A 17,974-nucleotide genomic window follows, 5' to 3' on the forward strand; every position below is an offset into this window, starting at 1 on the left:
TGAATAAAAAAAACAGCCTTATTTTTAAAATAAGACTGTTTCTGGATCAACCAATTGTGATTGACTTAAACTATGATCTAAACATAATTCAAAATGTAAATGGCTACCTGTGCTATTTCCTGTCGAGCCAACATAGCCAATGATCTGACCTTGTTTTACTTTGTCGCCAACTTTGACTTGATATTCTTGTTGGTGGGCATATAAAGCCGTTGTACCGTCTTCATGCTCAATAGCTACATAATTCCCCCATGAAGGGTGAAACTCTGCTTTAACGACCGTTCCTGCTTTGCTAGCATAGATTGGCTCGCCTTGTGCTGCTGCCAAATCTAATCCTCTATGAAATTCTCCCCCACGAGTACCAAACGGACTAGAAATCGTATAGTTTTTCACTGGTACAATATATCCTTCTTTACTTAATTGTGGTCCTGCGATTTCCTTGTCGAAGTCCGTTAAATGATAGGTTTCGATCAAACCATTTAATTTTTGATCGTATTTCGTATCAGTTGCATATCTGCCAGTTAAGAATTTAGTTGCTTCTTGATAAGTTTTTGCGTTTGTTTTCCATACACCACTATAAAATTGACTATTACCAGTCAAACCTTCTTTAAGCAGCTGTGCATAGTCATTTAAGCTATCTTCATAGTTTTCATACTGTCTAAAAGTAGCTTGTGTGGTGTAAAGAGTGCCGTCACCTAAATCCTCTTGTGTGGCAAAAGAAACACCTTTTCCGTTATGTGTTCCTTTGATTCCGAACAAGTTATAATTTGGCGCTTGTGCTAACTGACTTTGTCCGCTAGCTGATTCCAAAATGGCTTGCGCAATCATGACAGAAGCGTATAAATCGTTCTCCTGTCCTACTTTGCGAGCAGATTCGCCGATTTTTCGGACAAAGCTTTCTACGGACTCATCTTTTTCAAAATGAATGTTTCCTTCAGCCGTTTCTTTGCTTGAAGGAACTAATTCTTGAATAGGCGCAGTTGGCGTTTGGTGATACGGTTTTGACTCGCTTTCTGCTGGTTTAACTTGCTGTTCCTCACTTGTTGCTTTTGCTTGATTGTTTGGAGCAACAGACGGTGCTTGCTGATTGTTTGAAGGTTCAGTTGTTGGCTGAGTCTGTGATTCATTCGTAGAACTGCCAGTGTTCGGCTTTTCTGGTTTCGATTCACTCGGCTTTATTTCGCTAGGTTTAGTTTCATCTGGTTTAGACTCACTACTGGATTCCGTTGTACTTGTTGAATCTGTCGTACTGTCTTCTGTAGGCTTTTCAGACGATTCTGTTGTAGACGTCGTATCTGTCGAGCTAGTTGTTGTATCATCGGTTGTACTTTGATCTGTACTACTTTCTGTGGAATCAGTCGTTGTTTGTGTAGTAGACGTTCCTGTTTGTTCATCACTACTTGAAGTAGATTCTTCAGACTGATTATTCATCGTGCTGGATTGACTGGTTGGCGTTGAAAGCTGTTCATCTGCTAATACCTGTAACGGTGTTGTCAATAGCATTTGAGAAAGAAGAACAGCGGAAGCTACTTTTGAAATATGCTTTTTTTTCACTTTTTCTCTTTCCTTTCCTGTGTTACATCTAAGATAACTTTATTTTATGAATTTTTTATAAAAATATATATAAGTTTTGTCACTCATTATATTCTGTTCAATAGAATACAACTTGAGAGACCAACAAGAAAAACTAACCCAATCAGAATAGGATAAGCATTAGCTAATTGAAATACTAGGATAGAAAACACTTGGAAGTTAGAATAAATAGCTTTCTTTTCTGTGAAGCGCCATTCTATTTTATTTGTTTGCTTTGCCTTTTTAGTATCCTTATCGGGAGTAATACTTTCCTTTGCTGCTTCAGTTCTATTAGTTGAAGTCGCCTGTTGGTCATTTAGACGTTGTTTATTGACTGTCTTATTTCTCGTTGTTTCTAATCCTAAAGCTTGTTTAATATCATGTGAACCATTTTCAGCTGAGTAAGATCGAACATACCTAGCTTGAATTAATGCACGATTAGCTGTGTGTAATCCTCCCTCACATCTAAAAATAGTCATTAAAGGCGAATCACCTTCTTGTGGGATATCCAATAACTTACCCTCTGATTGGTTAACAATTTTATTTGTAGTGATCTCATATTCATAAATCTTGCTAAAATCAGTCGCATAAATTGTTGATCCTACGCTAGATTGTGGTAAATTACGAAGGACTCCCCCACCTTGAACTAAATTATGTGCCATCAAAACATAGTTTCCTTTTCCAAGTAACTGGTTTGGATAATAGGTTCCCAAGCCAACCATTAAATTGTCATTGCTCATTCCTGCAAGAATCTTGGAGTATATACCAGAAGACGGAATATAGAGAGAACCGATTCCCCATTGGTTAACAAGAGCCTCATAACTCAGCTGTGCTTCCGCATAGTCTGTAGGTGTAACAGGTTGGATTTGATTTTCATTGTATGTTGCTTTCCCTATTGTCGTTTGTTGTATCTCCTTGATCTCTTTCTCTGACTGTATAGGGTGAGTGATTTGCTGTGCTTGTTTGATTGTATTTTCGGGACGAAGAAGAACGGTATAACCATAAAATCCACAGATTGCTAAAATCAGGCTACTTAGTAGCCACAATAACGGTAAGGCTTTAATGATTTTCTTTACTATATTGATCTCTCCTTTCCCTAAAAACAATAACTAAAATAGGAAAAGCACCTTTTTCAAAGTGCTTCCCCTTCATTCTTATTTTTCGTTTTTATTTACTTTTTTCTTAGTTGTAACATACAATGCTGCACCTGCAACAGCAGCAATTCCTAAAACAATTAAGCTTCCAATATTAACCAATGATCCAGAAGTTTGTGGAATTGATTTTTGTGGTGTTGTTGGAGTTGCTGGCGTAACTGGTGTTTTTGCCGTTAGTGTTTGTTTTTCATTTTTCAAATCAAAGTGTTTGGCATATTCGTTTTTGTGTTCTTTGTCTGTATAAGCAATATGAGTCGCAACTAATTTTTCGCCGTCTTTCAAAGTATTCGCTTTGTAGTTATAAACCGCTTTGAACTCATAAGTCATTTCGCCTGCTTTGTGTTCTGATTCGTCCGTACCTACAACAGTAACTTTTCCATTTTTATCAATTTTATGGAATTGTGTTACATAGTAGAATGTTTGACCGATATCTTCTTTAGGTACAGTTGCCTTTACTTCATCAATTAATGTTTGATCTTTCGTTGGATCAAATGTTTTGCCACCATCTTTTGTTACGAATAATGTTTCAATAGTTGGCAATTCAGGCACGACTGGACGAATCGTTTGTTCTTTATTCGTTAAGTCGTTGTGTTCTGCAACTTTTGCTCCATCTTTAATGAATAATTCTTCCGTAAATACGTAAGAGACAGTGTTGTCATCTTTTGAAGTATCTACCATTTGCTTAATAACGTCTTCTGCTTTATCGCCTTCAGCTACAAAATCATGAGAACCTTCCCAAACAACTTTAGCATTGTCATAGTCGTCGTTAACGATTCTCCAAAGTTTGATTTTGTTTGTATATTCGACACCTTTTTCAACGTTAGTAATTGTAGCAACGTCTTGCATTGGTGTTTCTTTTGAAGGTGTAAATGTTTTTTCTCCGTCAACAGTAGCTTTTGTGCGGATAGTTGGCATTTCTTTAACTTTATTAGTTAAGAATAATTTGCTTAAATGAATCACATTTGAACCTTCATTGATTTTAGCTTCTGGTACAGTCAATGTTTTAATTGGTTCTTTTTGTCCGTCTTCAGTAATGGTAAATGTGTATTCACGTTTTTCAGCATCAAATTTGCTGTTAATGATTAAATCTTTAATTGTTTTGTAGCCTTCTGGAGCTTTTACTTCTGACATTTTGTAGTCGCCATAAGGAACTTCATTGAATGCCCAGTATCCATCATAGCCGTTTTCATCTGTTTCAGTTGTTACTTTACGTTGTTCGCCTTTTGTTGGATCAATAGGAGTTAACGTGAAGTCAATTCCATTGTAACCAGTCTTAGTATCGCCTGATTTTGAATCAACATATTTAAAGCCATCAAGACTAAATTTGATTACATTTTCTTGTGAAGTGCTTTGAGTTTCGATTACTTTTGTATCTTGATCTTTGTAAGTAATAGAAAATTCACGTTTCGTATTATCAATTTGGTATCCTTCTGGAGCAACAAGTTCTTGCCAGTAGTAGTCACCTAATGCTAAGTGTTCAACACTTGCTTGTTGTTCTTCGTCAGATAATTCAAATTTCACTTCGTCGCCTTCTAATTTGTTTCCTTTAGAAGTTGTTGGTTTGAAGTTTTCAGACCATTTCACAGGAGTACCGTCTTTGTGGAATAATCCGTATTGTGCCCCATCAAAAGTAGCACGTCCTTGTGTTTCTTTGCCTGTTTCAGCGTCTTCTTTCGTTAACAATGTTGAACCAACGACTTCTTGGTTCGTTCCTTCAGTTCCTTTTACAATTACTGCTGTTGTTTGGTTTGCATATTCGATTTTCACTGTTACTGGTTTGAATGTGTTAGCAAACCCATTAGAAGCTGTTTTTTCAGTAATTACATAAGTACCTAATGGCAAATCTTTTCCTGTTTCTGCATGACCTTTGTCGTCCGTTGTAATAGTGCGAACAACTGTCCCTGTCTCAGTTCCCTCATGAATTTCAAATACATTTCCTGCTAATGTATAGTTAGCATTCCACATATCTTTTCCTGTTTCTACACCAGATTTTTCAATCAGGATTTGTCCTTTAGCTTTTTGGTTACGTTGTGTTAAAGTAACTGTTTGTCCTGCGACAACATCTCCTTCTACTACGTCAGAATCGCCAATAGCTGATCCTAAAACATAAGGAGCTGGTACAGCAATTTCTGTTGCTTTGACATGCACACCATGATTAATTCCTTTGATCGTTGCTAAACCATTTTTATCAGTAGTAACAGTTTGTGCTGAAGGCGCTCCTTTACCACTAAACTCTACTTTAAATTGCGTATTAGGAACAACTTCACCAGTTTCTTTATCTACTTTTTTAATTGTAATATCTCCAACTGTTTGAATACGGAAATTCACGCTGTAGTTATTAGGGTCTTTTACACTTGGTAAGTAGACTGTTTGTGAGCCTGTTTTTTCTAATGCGATTGGTGTTCCTTCCATGTATGAACGTTTAAAAGAAATGCTTCCACCTGTCACATTAGGATCAGTAGGAGTTACATCGACTGATTTACCATCAGCTGCAATATTCCAGTTAACTTTTGCACTATTAGAAACTTGAGTTTCAAAAGAATTTAAATCTACAGAAGAAGTTAATTTTTTAGTTTCGCCAAATGTTAGATCAATCGTCTTGTTGTTAAATTCTGGCAAACGTTTATATTCTTTGATTCCATCATAAAGTTTTTGCTTTTTAGCCTGAAAATCAGGAATACCACTGATAGAGTCAACTTTGATTCCATATTGTGGTAATAATTCCCAAATGACAGCTTGTGTGACAATTCGATCTTCATTGGTAAAGTTAGTCCCAAAAGCATAAAACGTATTCCAAATGACAGAAGCAATTTGTGCGTCTTTAGGAATGTCAGTTACAGCAACTGCTTCATAATCTGGATTATTTGTATTAATAAAAGGCACACCGGGTTGAATACAAAATACAATTCTATCCGTAGCCCCATTGTTAGGAGAAACTGCCATTGCAGCTGTTGCGTCGCTCCATGGTTGCCCATGCTTCGTACCATGCATAGTATAAACATTACTTGCATCATAATAGATATCGCCTTTTTCTCCCGGCTTCATCGTAATATTATCGGCATTTACGCTTTGCGAACTAAGTCCAAATCCTAAAAACATTGCCAATGCCCCTAAAATCATCAATAGATACTTGGGAACTTTCCACTTATTTCTCTTGTTTTTTATTCTCACTATAATCTCCCTCTCTTCAATCAATATATATAAGTACAATAAAAAAAGAGCTCCCCCCAAAGGCTCGCTCCACCGACTGACATTAAATTTTAGATTGGAATCACCCCCCTTAAGAAAATAAACCCTTCAATAGCAATTTGAAAAAAGGGTAAAAAAAGGTTCAGTATAAATTCTTGTGTAAACGGCTGTGAGATTTAGGATGCCTTTCGGGATATTTCCATTAATCGCAGAAAGAAGTATTCATCATCTGGATACCCATAACCCTTACGTCTCTCAGTCTTGATCTTATTGTTGATACCCTCAAGTTTGCCAGTTGATATCCCGTATTTGGCGAACGTGTAGATCCCTCTCAAATGGTTATTTAAGAGACGCGCAAACCAAATAAAGTGGCTATTCTCAGTTGCCTTGCAGATGTCTATGATCCCTTCAAGTCTAACGCACATTTCCACCTCGTCATGTGAGTTGTATGCCTGGTCTAGCAAGTCTTTGACGAGGTCTATTGTGAAGAAGAGCTTGTTTTCTTCCAACAGCTCGTCATACCATGCTTCATTACCGCCATAAGCCTTTATTTCTGGTGTATTGAATATTTCACCAGCAGTAGACACTAGCTTGCCTTGACGGGCATCCTCGTCCTTCTGAACTAATGTGGACCTCTTAGACATCAAGATGTAACGTGAGTTCTTAAGCAACTTAGCAGCCTCTGGAGAGCCTTCTTCAGCCAGCCGTCTTTGTTCATCCTTTCTGATCTCTGAAACCACTTTATCGTTGAAATTCTTGATAATGTGGAAGCGATCATAGACGATGTCTAGCTTGGGATAGCGCCCTTTAAAAGCTTCTTCGAAGTCTGAATTCATGTCGCAAGCCACCGCCTCAACTTTTGACATCCACTCATCGCCAACATGATCCATAAACTCGAAAACAACGGCTTTCTTCTTGCCATGGGCTAAGTAGAGAATATACCCTGTTTCCCAGTCTATGATTGCGGTGGCGTACTTATGGCCATCGTGGAGCTTAAACTCATCAATGGCTAAGTATTTTGCCTGCCTTTCAGGTTTTATGAGTGTCTTGCCATCAGTTGTAAATTTAGACAGTAGAAGAGACTTGTGAATTGACTTTACAGTCATCTTGTCCAAGCCAGTAAGCCAAGCCACTGCCTTTAGAGTAAGGCCATAGCTTAACAGTTTCTCAGTGTATTCTTTTAAAGGTTTGGTGATGCGATAACCATCAGCTTTAAAAGGGATAGACTGGCTTCTAGTGTTGAATTGGCAATCAATGTTAAGACAACGAAAACGTGCATAGGACACTCTGATATTGGTGTGTACTCCACCAATAGCGACGTGCTTAAGGGTAGATTCTAAAGACCCATTTTTAACTAGTTTTCTTGAGCAATTAGGACAGAAGGTATCACCACGCTCATCTAGCTTTCCTACAAAGGTTAATCCACCTTCATTTTGAATTGGCTCGCCAACTTGAATAAAGTCGGTAAGACCAGAATTAAAGGATAAGACACCTTTGTTAGGCATAACATCTTGAGTAGTAACTGACAGTTCTGTATAATTCATAGTAAGAAGGGCTCCCCATGTTTTTGTCGTTATTAACATTGTAAGGGACAACCCTTCTTTTTTTGTTATCTAATTTCTATTTACACAAGAATTTATACTGAACCGCTAAAACCAGCTAGGATCAATTCTTCAGGTTATCGGATTTATGGCAAAAAAGAAGTCGATCGTCTGCAACACATCTTATTTTATCGAACAATGGCATTCAAGTTGGATGATATCCAAGAGGTCTTAGACAATCCATCTTTTGACCACCAGAAAGCTTTAATCAAGCATCAGCAAATGTTGCTGGAAAAACGGGCACAAATCGATACCCTCTTGACAACTGTCCAACAGACACTTGATATGTACGAAGGAGGAAGAAAAATGAGTGACAAAGAAAAATTTGAAGGGTTTAAACAACAAAAGTTGAAAGAAAATGAAGAATCCTATGGACAAGAGATTCGACAAAAATACGGAAAAAAAAAGGTTACAGCATCCAATGAAAAATGGATGAATATGGATAAAGAAACGTATGAAGAAATGCAAACTGTTGAAAAGCAGATGTTATTTGATCTCACTCTTTACTTAAAAGAACCAGAAGATGAAAGCTTAGCAGACCGTATCTTCCAAGCTCATAAGAAGTGGTTATCTTACAGCTGGCCTGAATATCAGCCAAAAGCGCATAAAGGACTAGGAATGATGTACGAAGCCGATGAACGGTTCACTGCATATTATGACGAGCGAAGTGGTCATGGTGCAGCAAAAGCTTTAAATGAAATTATCCAAAAAAAGGCGTAATCTTTTACATGATCCAACAAAAAAGTACACGTAAAATGACCTAATAACAAAACAGCAGACACCCAAGTTAGATTTTTATGCTAACTTTTGGTGTCTGCTCCATTCTTTCACAAGTTTTTTCATCCTACTTTAAATATATTCATCGTTGAATAAACGTATAAGGTATTTTCACTTTATCCTTTTTTTCTGTAAGAAACAATTGAAATGCCATTTCTCCGCAAGCTTCCAGATGGTGGTCGATGGTTGGGAAACCAAGAAGCTCGCTGATCAGCAAATTATCGCGTCCAATCACCACTGGTGTCTTATCTTGCAGATAGCTTTGCAAGATGCCTGCTGCAACCATATCCGAATTTGTAAAGACACCATCAACTCCAAGCTCTTTAAAAAAGAAGCCTGCTTGTTTTCCTTTCTCTGCATCTATACAATCCCAAAAAACAAGTGATTCATCAAAAGATGGAAAAAGTTGATGACATAGCTGCAAAGTGATTTTTGAGTTATAACTTAGCCTGCCACTTCGCCCCAACGTGATGCCCAATTGCTTTATACCTTGCTGCTTCAAATAAGTAAGGCCTTCTGTAATTGATTGTTCTCGATCAATAAAGACACAACTTGCCTGTTTTCCCTTGATTTCTTCACAAAAAACTAGAGGTCCATATTTTTGATATGCCAATAAATCATCTAGTGTATTGGCACGAGACGTAATGATCAATCCATCGAAAGCTTTAGCTGCAAATTCTTCAAGATACCTTCGCTCTTTTTCTTTCTGATAGCCCGTCGGTAAAAGTGTCACTTTGTAATCATAATCAAACGCTGCTTCAATGATCCCACTGATCAACTGATCAAAATACGGATGATTGGTATAAGGCAGAATCACTCCAATGCTTTTCGTTTTTCCATAACTTAACTGTCTGGCATTTGCATTAGGGATATAATCGACTTCTTTCATGACCGCAAGTATTTCTTTCCTTTTTTCCTCATCTACATATGGATGTCCATTGATTACACGTGAAATAGTAGAAACTGAATAACCTGTGAGCTTTGCGATATCTCGAATGTTTGCCACTGCTGCTTCGCCACCTATACAAAAAGATTTTCTTGTAAATAGTCTACCACAGCTGGACCGCATTCAAAAAACTGATACATTTTTCCTTCATGCGAAAAACTGATCCGCTGCCCGCCCCAATATATATCTTTTGTCAAAGTTTCGATTTCATTCATTGGTATTTCTTTTACTATATTCCTATTCAACCCTTGAAAACTGTACAACGTTAATACGGATCCCTTGAACTCGACAAACGCATAAAAATAATTGTTCGTTGTGCCATCTGTTATCTCTACATAAGTATTCATTGCAAGCCCTCCTTTTGATACTTTGAGTATAGTGTATGAAACGCGTCTCATAGCAAGGAGTTTGTTTTGCCAAAGAAAAGTTTTATTCCTCTTTCATTATTACCAAAGTCTCTTATTTTAAATTGAATACATTATAATGATACTGTAAATATATCTTTATTATTAGTGAATGGATATTTAGTCAAGTCCATAATCCTGTGTAAAATACTATACAATGTTTTACCGGTCTCTCATTGATCAAACTTAATATATTTTCTTGTAGAACTGAGCCATTCGTCATGAAGGTCCATAAGGACAGCTCCAATTAATCGATTGGCAGACGTTCGGTTGGGAAAAATCCGAATAATCTTTTCTCTTCTGCGGACTTCCTGGTTCAGTCGTTCAAGAAGGTTGGTGCTTTTTAGCCGATTATGACTATTTCCGATAACCGTGTATTGAAAGGCATCTTCGAAGCCATTATCCAATATTTCGCAGGCTTTTGTATATTTAGGCTGGTCGATATATTCACCGACTAAGGCATTCTTAGCTGTTCGAGCGAGTTCAATATCCGTAAACTTAAAGATCGCTTTTACTGCTTCTCTAAACGGTTTTGAATTCTTTTTTGGAATGGAACTGAAGATGTTTCTTAAAAAATGGACCTGGCATCTCTGCCAACTTGCGTTGGTAAATGACTTACGAATCGCAGACACTAGGCCTTTATGGGCATCAGAAATGATGAGTTCTGTCCCCTTTAGGCCGCGTTCTTTTAAGTATTCAAAGAAGATGGACCATGTGTCATCACTTTCTTCATTTTGAATCATGAAGCCAATGATTTCACGGTCGCCACCTTCTGTTATCCCGATCGCAATATGGCAGCTTTTAGAAAGCACTCGATGGTCCTCACGGACTTTTATGTAGAGAACATCAGTCATCAGATAAGGATAATTCGTACCTGAGAGTGAACGGTTCTGCCATTCGTTGACCATCGGGTCTAACTGCTCAGTCAGGCTAGAAACAAAAGATTTCGATACAGATTTTCCACATAGCTCTTCAACAATCTTTGAAACTTTACGTGTCGAAACGCCCGAAACATACATCTCAAGCATTGAAGCGAGCAGTGCCTTTTCATTTCGCTGATAACGCTCAAACACCGTCGGTGAAAATTCACCATCACGTGTTCTAGGCACTTTTAATTCGAGTGTACCCACACGAGTCGTAAAGTCTCGCTCATAATAGCCATTTCTTTGACTCTGACGACTTTCTGAACGTTCATAGTCATCGGCTTGAATATATTCTGTTCGTTGATTTTCCATCAATTGGTTGAAAACAGTGGTTAAAATATTTTTAGAAATATCATCTTTTACCGAATGTTCAATAATACTTTGAACCTCTTCGTTGTTCAGTGTAAAATGTACTTGGGTCATGTAACGTCCTCCTGGGTATGTTTTTGTGGTTAAAAACATTGTACCGTAAAAGGGCTGTTACATGGCCTTTTATCTTTTACACAATTATATGGACTTTATCGGATATTTAGTTTTAATAGATAAAATAAATAACTATAAAATATTATAACTATTAAAAATAACTATTTACATTATAATTACACACAAAAAAGAGCGTGGGACAAAAGTAAAGAACACTTTTGTCTCACGCTCTAAACACGTATAAACGGCGGAAGCAGAAGCAACTCCTTCGGAAATAAGCTGAAATTCACAAAAATTTGAAAAGCAATTTTCGTGAATTTCTTCTTATTTCTTGGAGTTAAACGCTTCTGTTCCAGCCTCTTTTTATCTGTCTTTCACTAATGATCAGTTGTAGATAAGCAAGTTGCTTTTTCTTACATCATACCGCCCATCATTGATGGATCCATTGCAGGAGCTGCTGGCGCTGCTGGTTCTGGTTTATCTGCAACGACTGCTTCTGTCGTTAATAACAAGGCAGAAACGGAAGCGGCATTTTGCAAGGCAGAACGTGTTACTTTAGTTGGGTCTACGATACCTGCTTCAACCATGTTTACCCATTCTCCAGTAGCAGCATTGAAACCAGTGCCTAGTTCCACGTTCTTCAATTTATCAACAATCACTGATCCTTCATAACCAGCGTTTTCAGCGATTTGACGAATTGGTTCTTCTAAAGCACGAACAACGATCTTGATACCTGTTGCCACGTCTCCTTCTGCTTCTACAGCAGAAACTTTGCTGATAACGTTCACTAGAGCTGTACCACCACCTGAGACCATTCCTTCTTCTACTGCGGCACGTGTAGCATTCAATGCATCTTCAATGCGTAATTTTAATTCTTTCAATTCTGTTTCAGTAGCTGCACCAACTTTAACAACAGCTACACCACCTGCTAATTTAGCTAAGCGTTCTTGTAATTTTTCGCGGTCAAAATCAGAAGTTGTTTCAGCAATTTGGTTTTTGATCAATTGCACACGAGCTTCGATTGCTTCTTTTTCTCCAGAACCTTCTACGATCGTTGTATTGTCTTTATCTACAACAACTTTAGAAGCATTTCCTAAGTTTTCGATTGTTGCATCTTTCAATTCTAAACCTAGATCGTCAGTAATTACTGTACCACCTGTCAAAATAGCGATATCTTCAAGCATTGCTTTACGACGATCGCCGAAACCAGGAGCTTTTACAGCTACTACGTTGAATGTTCCACGGATTTTGTTCAATACAAGAGTTGGCAATGCTTCACCATCTACATCGTCAGCAATAATTAACAATGGACGTGATTGTTGCAAGATTTGTTCTAACAATGGCAGAATATCTTGGATGTTAGAGATTTTTTTGTCTGTGATCAAGATATATGGATTTTCTAGAACAGCTTCCATTTTGTCGTTATCTGTTACCATATATTGTGATAAGTAACCACGATCAAACTGCATACCTTCTACAACATCTAGTTCTGTTTCGATCCCTTTTGATTCTTCGATTGTGATGACACCGTCGTTTCCAACTTTTTCCATTGCATCAGCAATCAAATGTCCAACTTTATCAGAACCCGAAGAAACAGCTGCTACTTGTGCAATGGCTTCTTTTGAATCAACAACAGTTGAGATATTATGCAATTCTTCGACTGCTGCTTTTGTTGCCAATTCGATCCCGCGACGAATGCCTAGAGGATTAGCACCTGCAGTTACGTTTTTTAAACCTTCGCGAACGATTGCTTGTGTCAGAACAGTTGCTGTCGTTGTACCGTCTCCTGCAATATCATTTGTTTTTGATGCTACTTCTGATACAAGTTTTGCACCCATGTTTTCAAAATGATCTTCTAATTCGATTTCTTTTGCGATCGTCACACCATCATTTGTGATCAATGGAGAGCCGTAAGATTTTTCTAGTACGACATTTCGGCCTTTAGGTCCTAATGTTACTTTCACTGTATCTGCTAATTTATCTACCCCGCGTAACATAGCTGTGCGTGCGTCTTCTGCAAATTTCAATTCTTTTGCCATGATTGATTCACCTCATTGATTATTTTTGATTATTTTTTTATCTTCAAAATTTACTCAACAATCGCCATGATATCTTTTCCTGCGACGATCAGATATTCTTTTCCTTCGTATTTTACTTCTGTACCGGCGTATTTTTCGAACATAACTTGGTCGCCTGCTTTTACAGCGGCAGGAACTTTTTCACCGTTTTCTAACAAACGGCCTTCACCGACTGCAACAACTGTCCCAGTTTGGGGTTTCTCTTTAGCAGCAGAAGCTAAAACGATTCCTCCGACAGTTTTTTCTTCTTCTTTTGCGACTTCGATAATGACGCGATCACCTAATGGTTTTAACACGATAAATCCCTCCGATAACTCTTTTTTTAATCTGTTAGCACTCTTAACCTTCGAGTGCTAACCTACATTTTTAATAATACTCATTCTCCCTCTTTTTTGCAAGCTTTTAAATCAAAGAAAAGAAATTTTATTCTGACAGCTGCTTATTGAAATTATGATATAATTGAAATCAATCGATATAAGCTTACCTTGCATGCTTGTTATCCCTTAAAAGGAGGAATTACATGTCTTTAAAAAAATATAGCTTCCTCAGCATTTTTTGCTATGGTTTAATTTTTATCTCACCCTTGATCCTAGCTTCGATAGGACTTGTAAAATCTACGTCTGAATTGATCACAGCAACTGCAGTCATGTATATACTAGGCGCCGTTGTCCTAGCTATTTTTTATTTTAAGCAACGTGAACCCTTAGCGATCGAATCAGCGGTAAAAAAAGCTTCTGCTCCAAAGATTGTTATTTATGGATTGGTTGGAATCTTTGTCGCATTGATTCTGCAAAGCATCGCTGTCATGTTAGAATCTGTATTGTTTGGCGAAGCAACCCCTTCCGAGAATACACAAAATATCATCCAGATGATCATGGAAGCACCCGCTTTTATTTTGGCGACAACTGTTGCTGGACCCATCATGGAAGAGTTCGTATTCCGCCGCAGTATACTGGGGATCATCAGTCGATATTCAAATTTTTGGGTCGGAGCAGTGATCAGCTCTTTGCTGTTTGCGTTTGCTCATAATGATGGTCATCTGCTAATCTACTTTTTCCTAGGTTTCTTCTTCAGCCTAGAGTACAAAGCAACTGGTCGGATCTGGACATCGATGATCACACACGTAGGAATGAACACATTAGTTGTTCTTGTTCAATTAGCTGTCCAAAAAGGGCTAGTATAAACATGACTATAAATACTCCTGTCATCCTAGATTGGTGATTTTCCCAATCTAAAGCGACAGGAGTATTTTTGTTTTTTAGTCGTTCATCTTTTCTGCTGCTCCATCATTTTTTGTCTGTCTTTCCTTTTTGCAGTTTGCAGAATCTATTTTTTTCAAAAATGGGAAATAAATGAAAAAACTAATTGACAACACGATACCTTGTAAAATCGCTGCAGGCACTCCGCCTACTAAAAAACCCGAGAGGATCGGCGGTGTTGTCCAAGGGACTTGGACTGCTGTAAATAAAGGAACGAATCCAAAATATAAAGCGGAATAGGTAATCAATCCTGAAACGACCGGTGCGAAAATAAAAGGAACAGCCATCATCGGGTTCATCACGATCGGTGTGGAAAAAATAATTGATTCATTGATGTTGAAAAAGGCTGGTAAAAGAGCAAGATTTCCTAATTCTCTGTATTTCTTCGATTTCGCAAAAACCGTCATAAAAAATACAGCCCCTAACGTCAAACCAGCACCCGTAACCGTCATGAACTGATCGAGAAATTGCTGAGTAACGATATGTCCGCCATTTGCCACCGTCAACTCTTGTCCTGAGGCTAAGATTTCTGCATTTGCTAATGAATTCGCTTGCAAGATGGGACTAACCAACCCATTGACCATCGCAGATCCATGAAGACCAAATAACCATAAAAACGGAACAAAAAAACCTAATAAAAGCACACCAAACAACGTGTCTATGAACGATTGAATGGGAAGCTGGACATATGTCCATACTCCTTGAACAACAGTCATTCTGAACAACTGTTGAAAAACCGCTGAACCGATAAGCGTAAAAGTGACTATAACAATGATTGGAATCAATGAAGTAAAAGACTGCCAAACATTTTCAGGTATCTTCTCTCTTTGCTTCCACCCTTTCGCAAGTCTTACTAAACGTGCATAGCCCCATCCGATGATGAGCCCAGTTGTAACTGCTCCTAGTATCCCTTCAGCACCTGTCCAGACAGTATCTATCTGAGAATTTAGTGGCTGAATAAGCAGTAGATAAGCAGATAAGGCTGTTATGCCGACTGGTAAGCGATCGATATCTTCTTCTTTTGCATAAGCATATGCAATGGCAAAAACGATCCAAAAGGCTATCACATCAAATGTAGCCTGGTATACTTGTGTAAAATACATAGAAAATCCTGTTTTGTCTATCCACTGAGCGATGTAATCCACAGGAAAATGAGCAAATAAGAAAAACAGCGAGCCAACAATAATTATTGGGATCGTGTAAGTCATTCCATTACGCAAAGCAGTTAAGGGTCTAAGATTCACAACAGATGTTATCATTGGTAAAAAGGCACGATCTAACCACTCTTTCATTTCTTATCTCCTTCAACTTCTATTTTTATCAATCAGTTTTCTTAATTTAACTATACCCAATGATCACGAACCATGAAAGGAATGCGCACTGAGCTTTTCAAAAATCGGATTCTTTGACGAATATTCAGCAACTGCTTACAATGGACAGGAATAAAAAAGGAGGTTTTTTATGAAAATTGCACTCATTGGAGCTACTGGTCATGCAGGTTCATTTATTTTAGACGAAGCATTGTCCAGAGATTTAGACGTGACGGCAATCGTGCGTCATCCAGAAAAATTGCCATCAGATGTTCCGTTTATACAAAAGGATTTATTTGAGTTGACAACTACTGATCTTGCATCTTTTGATGTTGTCGTTGATGCTTTCAACGCTCCCAAAGGAAAAGAAGAAATGCATCAAACTTCTTTGTCCCATTTGATTGAGATGCTTGAAGGAACCGATACACGCTTAATTGTCGTTGGGGGTACCTCTTCGTTATTCTTAGATACAGAAAAGACGACTCGTATGATTGACCAAGTACCTAAAAATGCACCCTTCTATCCAACAGCTTTCAATATGTACGAAGGATTGTTAAAATTGAAACAATCTAAAAATCTACATTGGACTTATATCAGTCCAGCTTCTTTATTTGATCCACATGGCAAACGTACAGGTACTTATTTGTTAAGTGATGATTATTTACAAAGAAACGCTGCTGGCGACAGTACGATCAGCATGGCAGATTACGCGATTGCATTAGTAGATGAGATACTAGATGAGAAACATGAAAAGCAGCACATCAGTGTAGTCAGTCGATAATACGGTTATTTTTTTAATATGCTAAAAATATAAAAAGCAGAAGATAAAACGGTTCTATGATATTTGGTGTTGTTACTCAAATCGAGTAAGGACACCAAATATTTTTTTATAACAAAAAGACATTTGATTCCTCTATAATTAAGTCGCTGAACCACTTATAGAAGGAGAATCCAAATGTCTTTACCTAAGAATATCAAAATAAAAGATGAAAATACAGACCAAATGATCAAAGAATTGTTAAATATCAAAGATTCAAACATCGCTTTTCCCAAAGATGCGCTGACCAAAGAACGGGTCCATGGCCGAATGGCCAATGTCTTTACGGGAATATTGACTTATAAACCGCACCACTGCGAACTGTGCGGCTTTGAAACAGTGATTTATCATTCGTATAAAGAGAGCTTGATCCAGCTGATTCCTTATCAAGAAGTTCCTTCTTATCTTCGTTTATTCAAGCAGCGCTTTTATTGTAAACATTGTCGACACACATTTACAGCCAAAACTGATTATGTCGCTGAAAACTGCTATCTTTCGCAACCATTGAAATTTGCGATCGCTATTGATTTAAAGAAGAAGATCTCCATGAAAGATATTGCGGCTCGATACTTTGTATCGACCAAAACGGTCGAACGCGTACTAGACTCTTTCTTTGAAGAACCACAGTTAAAACCTGCTTACTTACCGAAACATTTGATGATTGATGAATTCAAAGGAACCAAAGATTGTGAAGGCGCGATGTGCTTTATTCTCAGTGATGCCGACACTGGAATGATTTTTGATATTTTAGATGATCGGAGAAACTTTAAATTAACCGCCTATTTCCAACGCTTCACCCTAAAAGCAAGGCAAAATGTGACTCATATCGTAATGGATATGAATGCTTCTTATCACGTAGTGACACGAGCTCTTTTTCCGAATGCCTGTGTATCGATCGACCGGTTCCACATAGTCCAACAATTGACTCGTGCCTTCAATAAGCAACGAATCCAAACCATGAACCAGTTAAAGAAAAACAATCCTAAAGCAATGAAAGATTATCGTAAATTAAAAAAATACTGGCGAACGATCTTGAAGAAAGAAACAAAAATCAACTATACTTCTCTTCGACAATTTCCGCTTTTCCAACGGAAATACGTGACCGAATCAGAGGTCCTAGACTATCTGCTCTCAATCGATAAGCACTTACGTGAAAGTTATGAAGTCTATCAGGAATTGTTGGCTGCTTTGGAAACAAAAGATTTTACTGCCTTCTTCGAGTTGATCGACACATTACCAGTATCATTGGATAAAGGATTTAAAAAAGCGATTCTTTCGTTAAACAAATATAAAAAAGGCATCATCAATGCTTTGAAATATCCCTATTCTAACGGCAAATTGGAAGGGAAAAACAATTTAATCAAGGTCATTAAACGCATCGCGTTTGGCTTTCGGACGTTTCGACATCTGCGTATGCGAGTCTTGATCCAACAAAATCTCTGTGAGATTATTTAATAACAAAAAAAAGAGGAAACGCCGAAACGTTTCCTCAAGGTGATTTAATTAAAACAACACCATTTGACA

Annotated in this window: 13 protein-coding genes and 1 pseudogene; 4 read left to right on the forward strand and 10 right to left on the reverse strand. The window is 37.8% G+C overall.

Translation table 11 applies throughout. The features are described 5' to 3' along the window. Positions 1–24 precede the first annotated feature (24 nt). From IGL70_RS10855 to IGL70_RS10870, 4 genes are all read right to left on the reverse strand, one after another. Positions 25–1,551, reverse strand: a complete 1,527-nt coding sequence (locus IGL70_RS10855; RefSeq protein ID WP_010722085.1) for a peptidoglycan DD-metalloendopeptidase family protein — start codon at positions 1,549–1,551, stop codon at positions 25–27. A gap of 86 nt (positions 1,552–1,637) precedes the next feature. Further along, entirely contained in the window at positions 1,638–2,675 is a 1,038-nt protein-coding gene (locus tag IGL70_RS10860; RefSeq protein WP_002332895.1) for a class A sortase, read from the reverse strand. 48 nt (positions 2,676–2,723) lie between these two features. Then, the gene (locus IGL70_RS10865; protein WP_104874700.1) at positions 2,724–5,843 is read right to left on the reverse strand and encodes a SpaA isopeptide-forming pilin-related protein; all 3,120 of its coding nucleotides are present in this window, start codon (positions 5,841–5,843) and stop codon (positions 2,724–2,726) included. Positions 5,844–6,088: 245 nt separating this feature from the next. After that, positions 6,089–7,456, reverse strand: a complete 1,368-nt coding sequence (locus tag IGL70_RS10870; protein WP_043921381.1) for an ISL3 family transposase — start codon at positions 7,454–7,456, stop codon at positions 6,089–6,091. Between the two features lie 105 nt (positions 7,457–7,561). On the opposite strand from IGL70_RS10870, the pseudogene IGL70_RS10875 reads away from it, so the two are divergent. Continuing rightward, a pseudogene (locus IGL70_RS10875) lies at positions 7,562–8,233 on the forward strand (MerR family transcriptional regulator); the annotation flags it as partial. Between the two features lie 139 nt (positions 8,234–8,372). On the opposite strand, the gene IGL70_RS10880 reads toward IGL70_RS10875, so the two are convergent. From IGL70_RS10880 to groES, 5 genes are all read right to left on the reverse strand, one after another. Continuing rightward, positions 8,373–9,296, reverse strand: a complete 924-nt coding sequence (locus IGL70_RS10880; protein WP_002294125.1) for a LacI family DNA-binding transcriptional regulator — start codon at positions 9,294–9,296, stop codon at positions 8,373–8,375. Between the two features lie 14 nt (positions 9,297–9,310). After that, on the reverse strand, positions 9,311–9,583 hold the full coding sequence (locus IGL70_RS10885; protein ID WP_002297679.1) for a hypothetical protein: 273 nt from the start codon (positions 9,581–9,583) through the stop codon (positions 9,311–9,313). Between the two features lie 230 nt (positions 9,584–9,813). Beyond that, the gene (locus IGL70_RS10890; RefSeq protein WP_104807992.1) at positions 9,814–10,986 is read right to left on the reverse strand and encodes an IS256-like element IS1542 family transposase; all 1,173 of its coding nucleotides are present in this window, start codon (positions 10,984–10,986) and stop codon (positions 9,814–9,816) included. Positions 10,987–11,399: 413 nt separating this feature from the next. After that, the gene (groL, locus tag IGL70_RS10895) at positions 11,400–13,025 is read right to left on the reverse strand and encodes a chaperonin GroEL (protein WP_104874037.1); all 1,626 of its coding nucleotides are present in this window, start codon (positions 13,023–13,025) and stop codon (positions 11,400–11,402) included. A 50-nt stretch (positions 13,026–13,075) separates the two neighbouring features. Further along, on the reverse strand, positions 13,076–13,360 hold the full coding sequence (gene groES, locus IGL70_RS10900) for a co-chaperone GroES (protein WP_002288862.1): 285 nt from the start codon (positions 13,358–13,360) through the stop codon (positions 13,076–13,078). Between the two features lie 224 nt (positions 13,361–13,584). Here groES and IGL70_RS10905 point away from each other — a divergent pair, with 224 nt between their 5' ends. Beyond that, the gene (locus IGL70_RS10905; protein WP_002299792.1) at positions 13,585–14,247 is read left to right on the forward strand and encodes a CPBP family intramembrane glutamic endopeptidase; all 663 of its coding nucleotides are present in this window, start codon (positions 13,585–13,587) and stop codon (positions 14,245–14,247) included. Between the two features lie 75 nt (positions 14,248–14,322). Here the strand turns inward: IGL70_RS10905 and IGL70_RS10910 are convergent, their stop codons facing one another. Continuing rightward, positions 14,323–15,615 (reverse strand): PTS sugar transporter subunit IIC, encoded by a 1,293-nt coding sequence (locus IGL70_RS10910; protein WP_002338654.1) that lies wholly within the window; start codon positions 15,613–15,615, stop codon positions 14,323–14,325. 169 nt (positions 15,616–15,784) lie between these two features. Here IGL70_RS10910 and IGL70_RS10915 point away from each other — a divergent pair, with 169 nt between their 5' ends. Further along, positions 15,785–16,414 (forward strand): NAD(P)-dependent oxidoreductase, encoded by a 630-nt coding sequence (locus IGL70_RS10915; RefSeq protein WP_104874036.1) that lies wholly within the window; start codon positions 15,785–15,787, stop codon positions 16,412–16,414. Between the two features lie 174 nt (positions 16,415–16,588). Then, complete coding sequence (locus IGL70_RS10920; RefSeq protein WP_104770650.1) at positions 16,589–17,905, forward strand: ISL3 family transposase; 1,317 nt, start codon at positions 16,589–16,591, stop codon at positions 17,903–17,905. Positions 17,906–17,974: the final 69 nt, after the last annotated feature.

The sequence above is a fragment of the Enterococcus sp. DIV0901a genome, assembly GCF_051711525.1.
GTDB lineage: Bacteria > Bacillota > Bacilli > Lactobacillales > Enterococcaceae > Enterococcus_B > Enterococcus_B faecium.

Bases quoted from the DNA above. Each gene is read 5' to 3' on its own strand.
- IGL70_RS10865 (WP_104874700.1), bottom strand. From the start codon at position 5,843: ATGATTTTAGGGGCATTGGCAATGTTTTTAGGATTTGGACTTAGTTCG.
- IGL70_RS10870 (WP_043921381.1), bottom strand. From the start codon at position 7,456: ATGAATTATACAGAACTGTCAGTTACTACTCAAGATGTTATGCCTAAC.
- IGL70_RS10885 (WP_002297679.1), bottom strand. From the start codon at position 9,583: ATGAATACTTATGTAGAGATAACAGATGGCACAACGAACAATTATTTT.
- IGL70_RS10890 (WP_104807992.1), bottom strand. From the start codon at position 10,986: ATGACCCAAGTACATTTTACACTGAACAACGAAGAGGTTCAAAGTATT.
- groL (WP_104874037.1), bottom strand. From the start codon at position 13,025: ATGGCAAAAGAATTGAAATTTGCAGAAGACGCACGCACAGCTATGTTA.
- IGL70_RS10905 (WP_002299792.1), top strand. From the start codon at position 13,585: ATGTCTTTAAAAAAATATAGCTTCCTCAGCATTTTTTGCTATGGTTTA.
- IGL70_RS10910 (WP_002338654.1), bottom strand. From the start codon at position 15,615: ATGAAAGAGTGGTTAGATCGTGCCTTTTTACCAATGATAACATCTGTT.
- IGL70_RS10915 (WP_104874036.1), top strand. From the start codon at position 15,785: ATGAAAATTGCACTCATTGGAGCTACTGGTCATGCAGGTTCATTTATT.
- IGL70_RS10920 (WP_104770650.1), top strand. From the start codon at position 16,589: ATGTCTTTACCTAAGAATATCAAAATAAAAGATGAAAATACAGACCAA.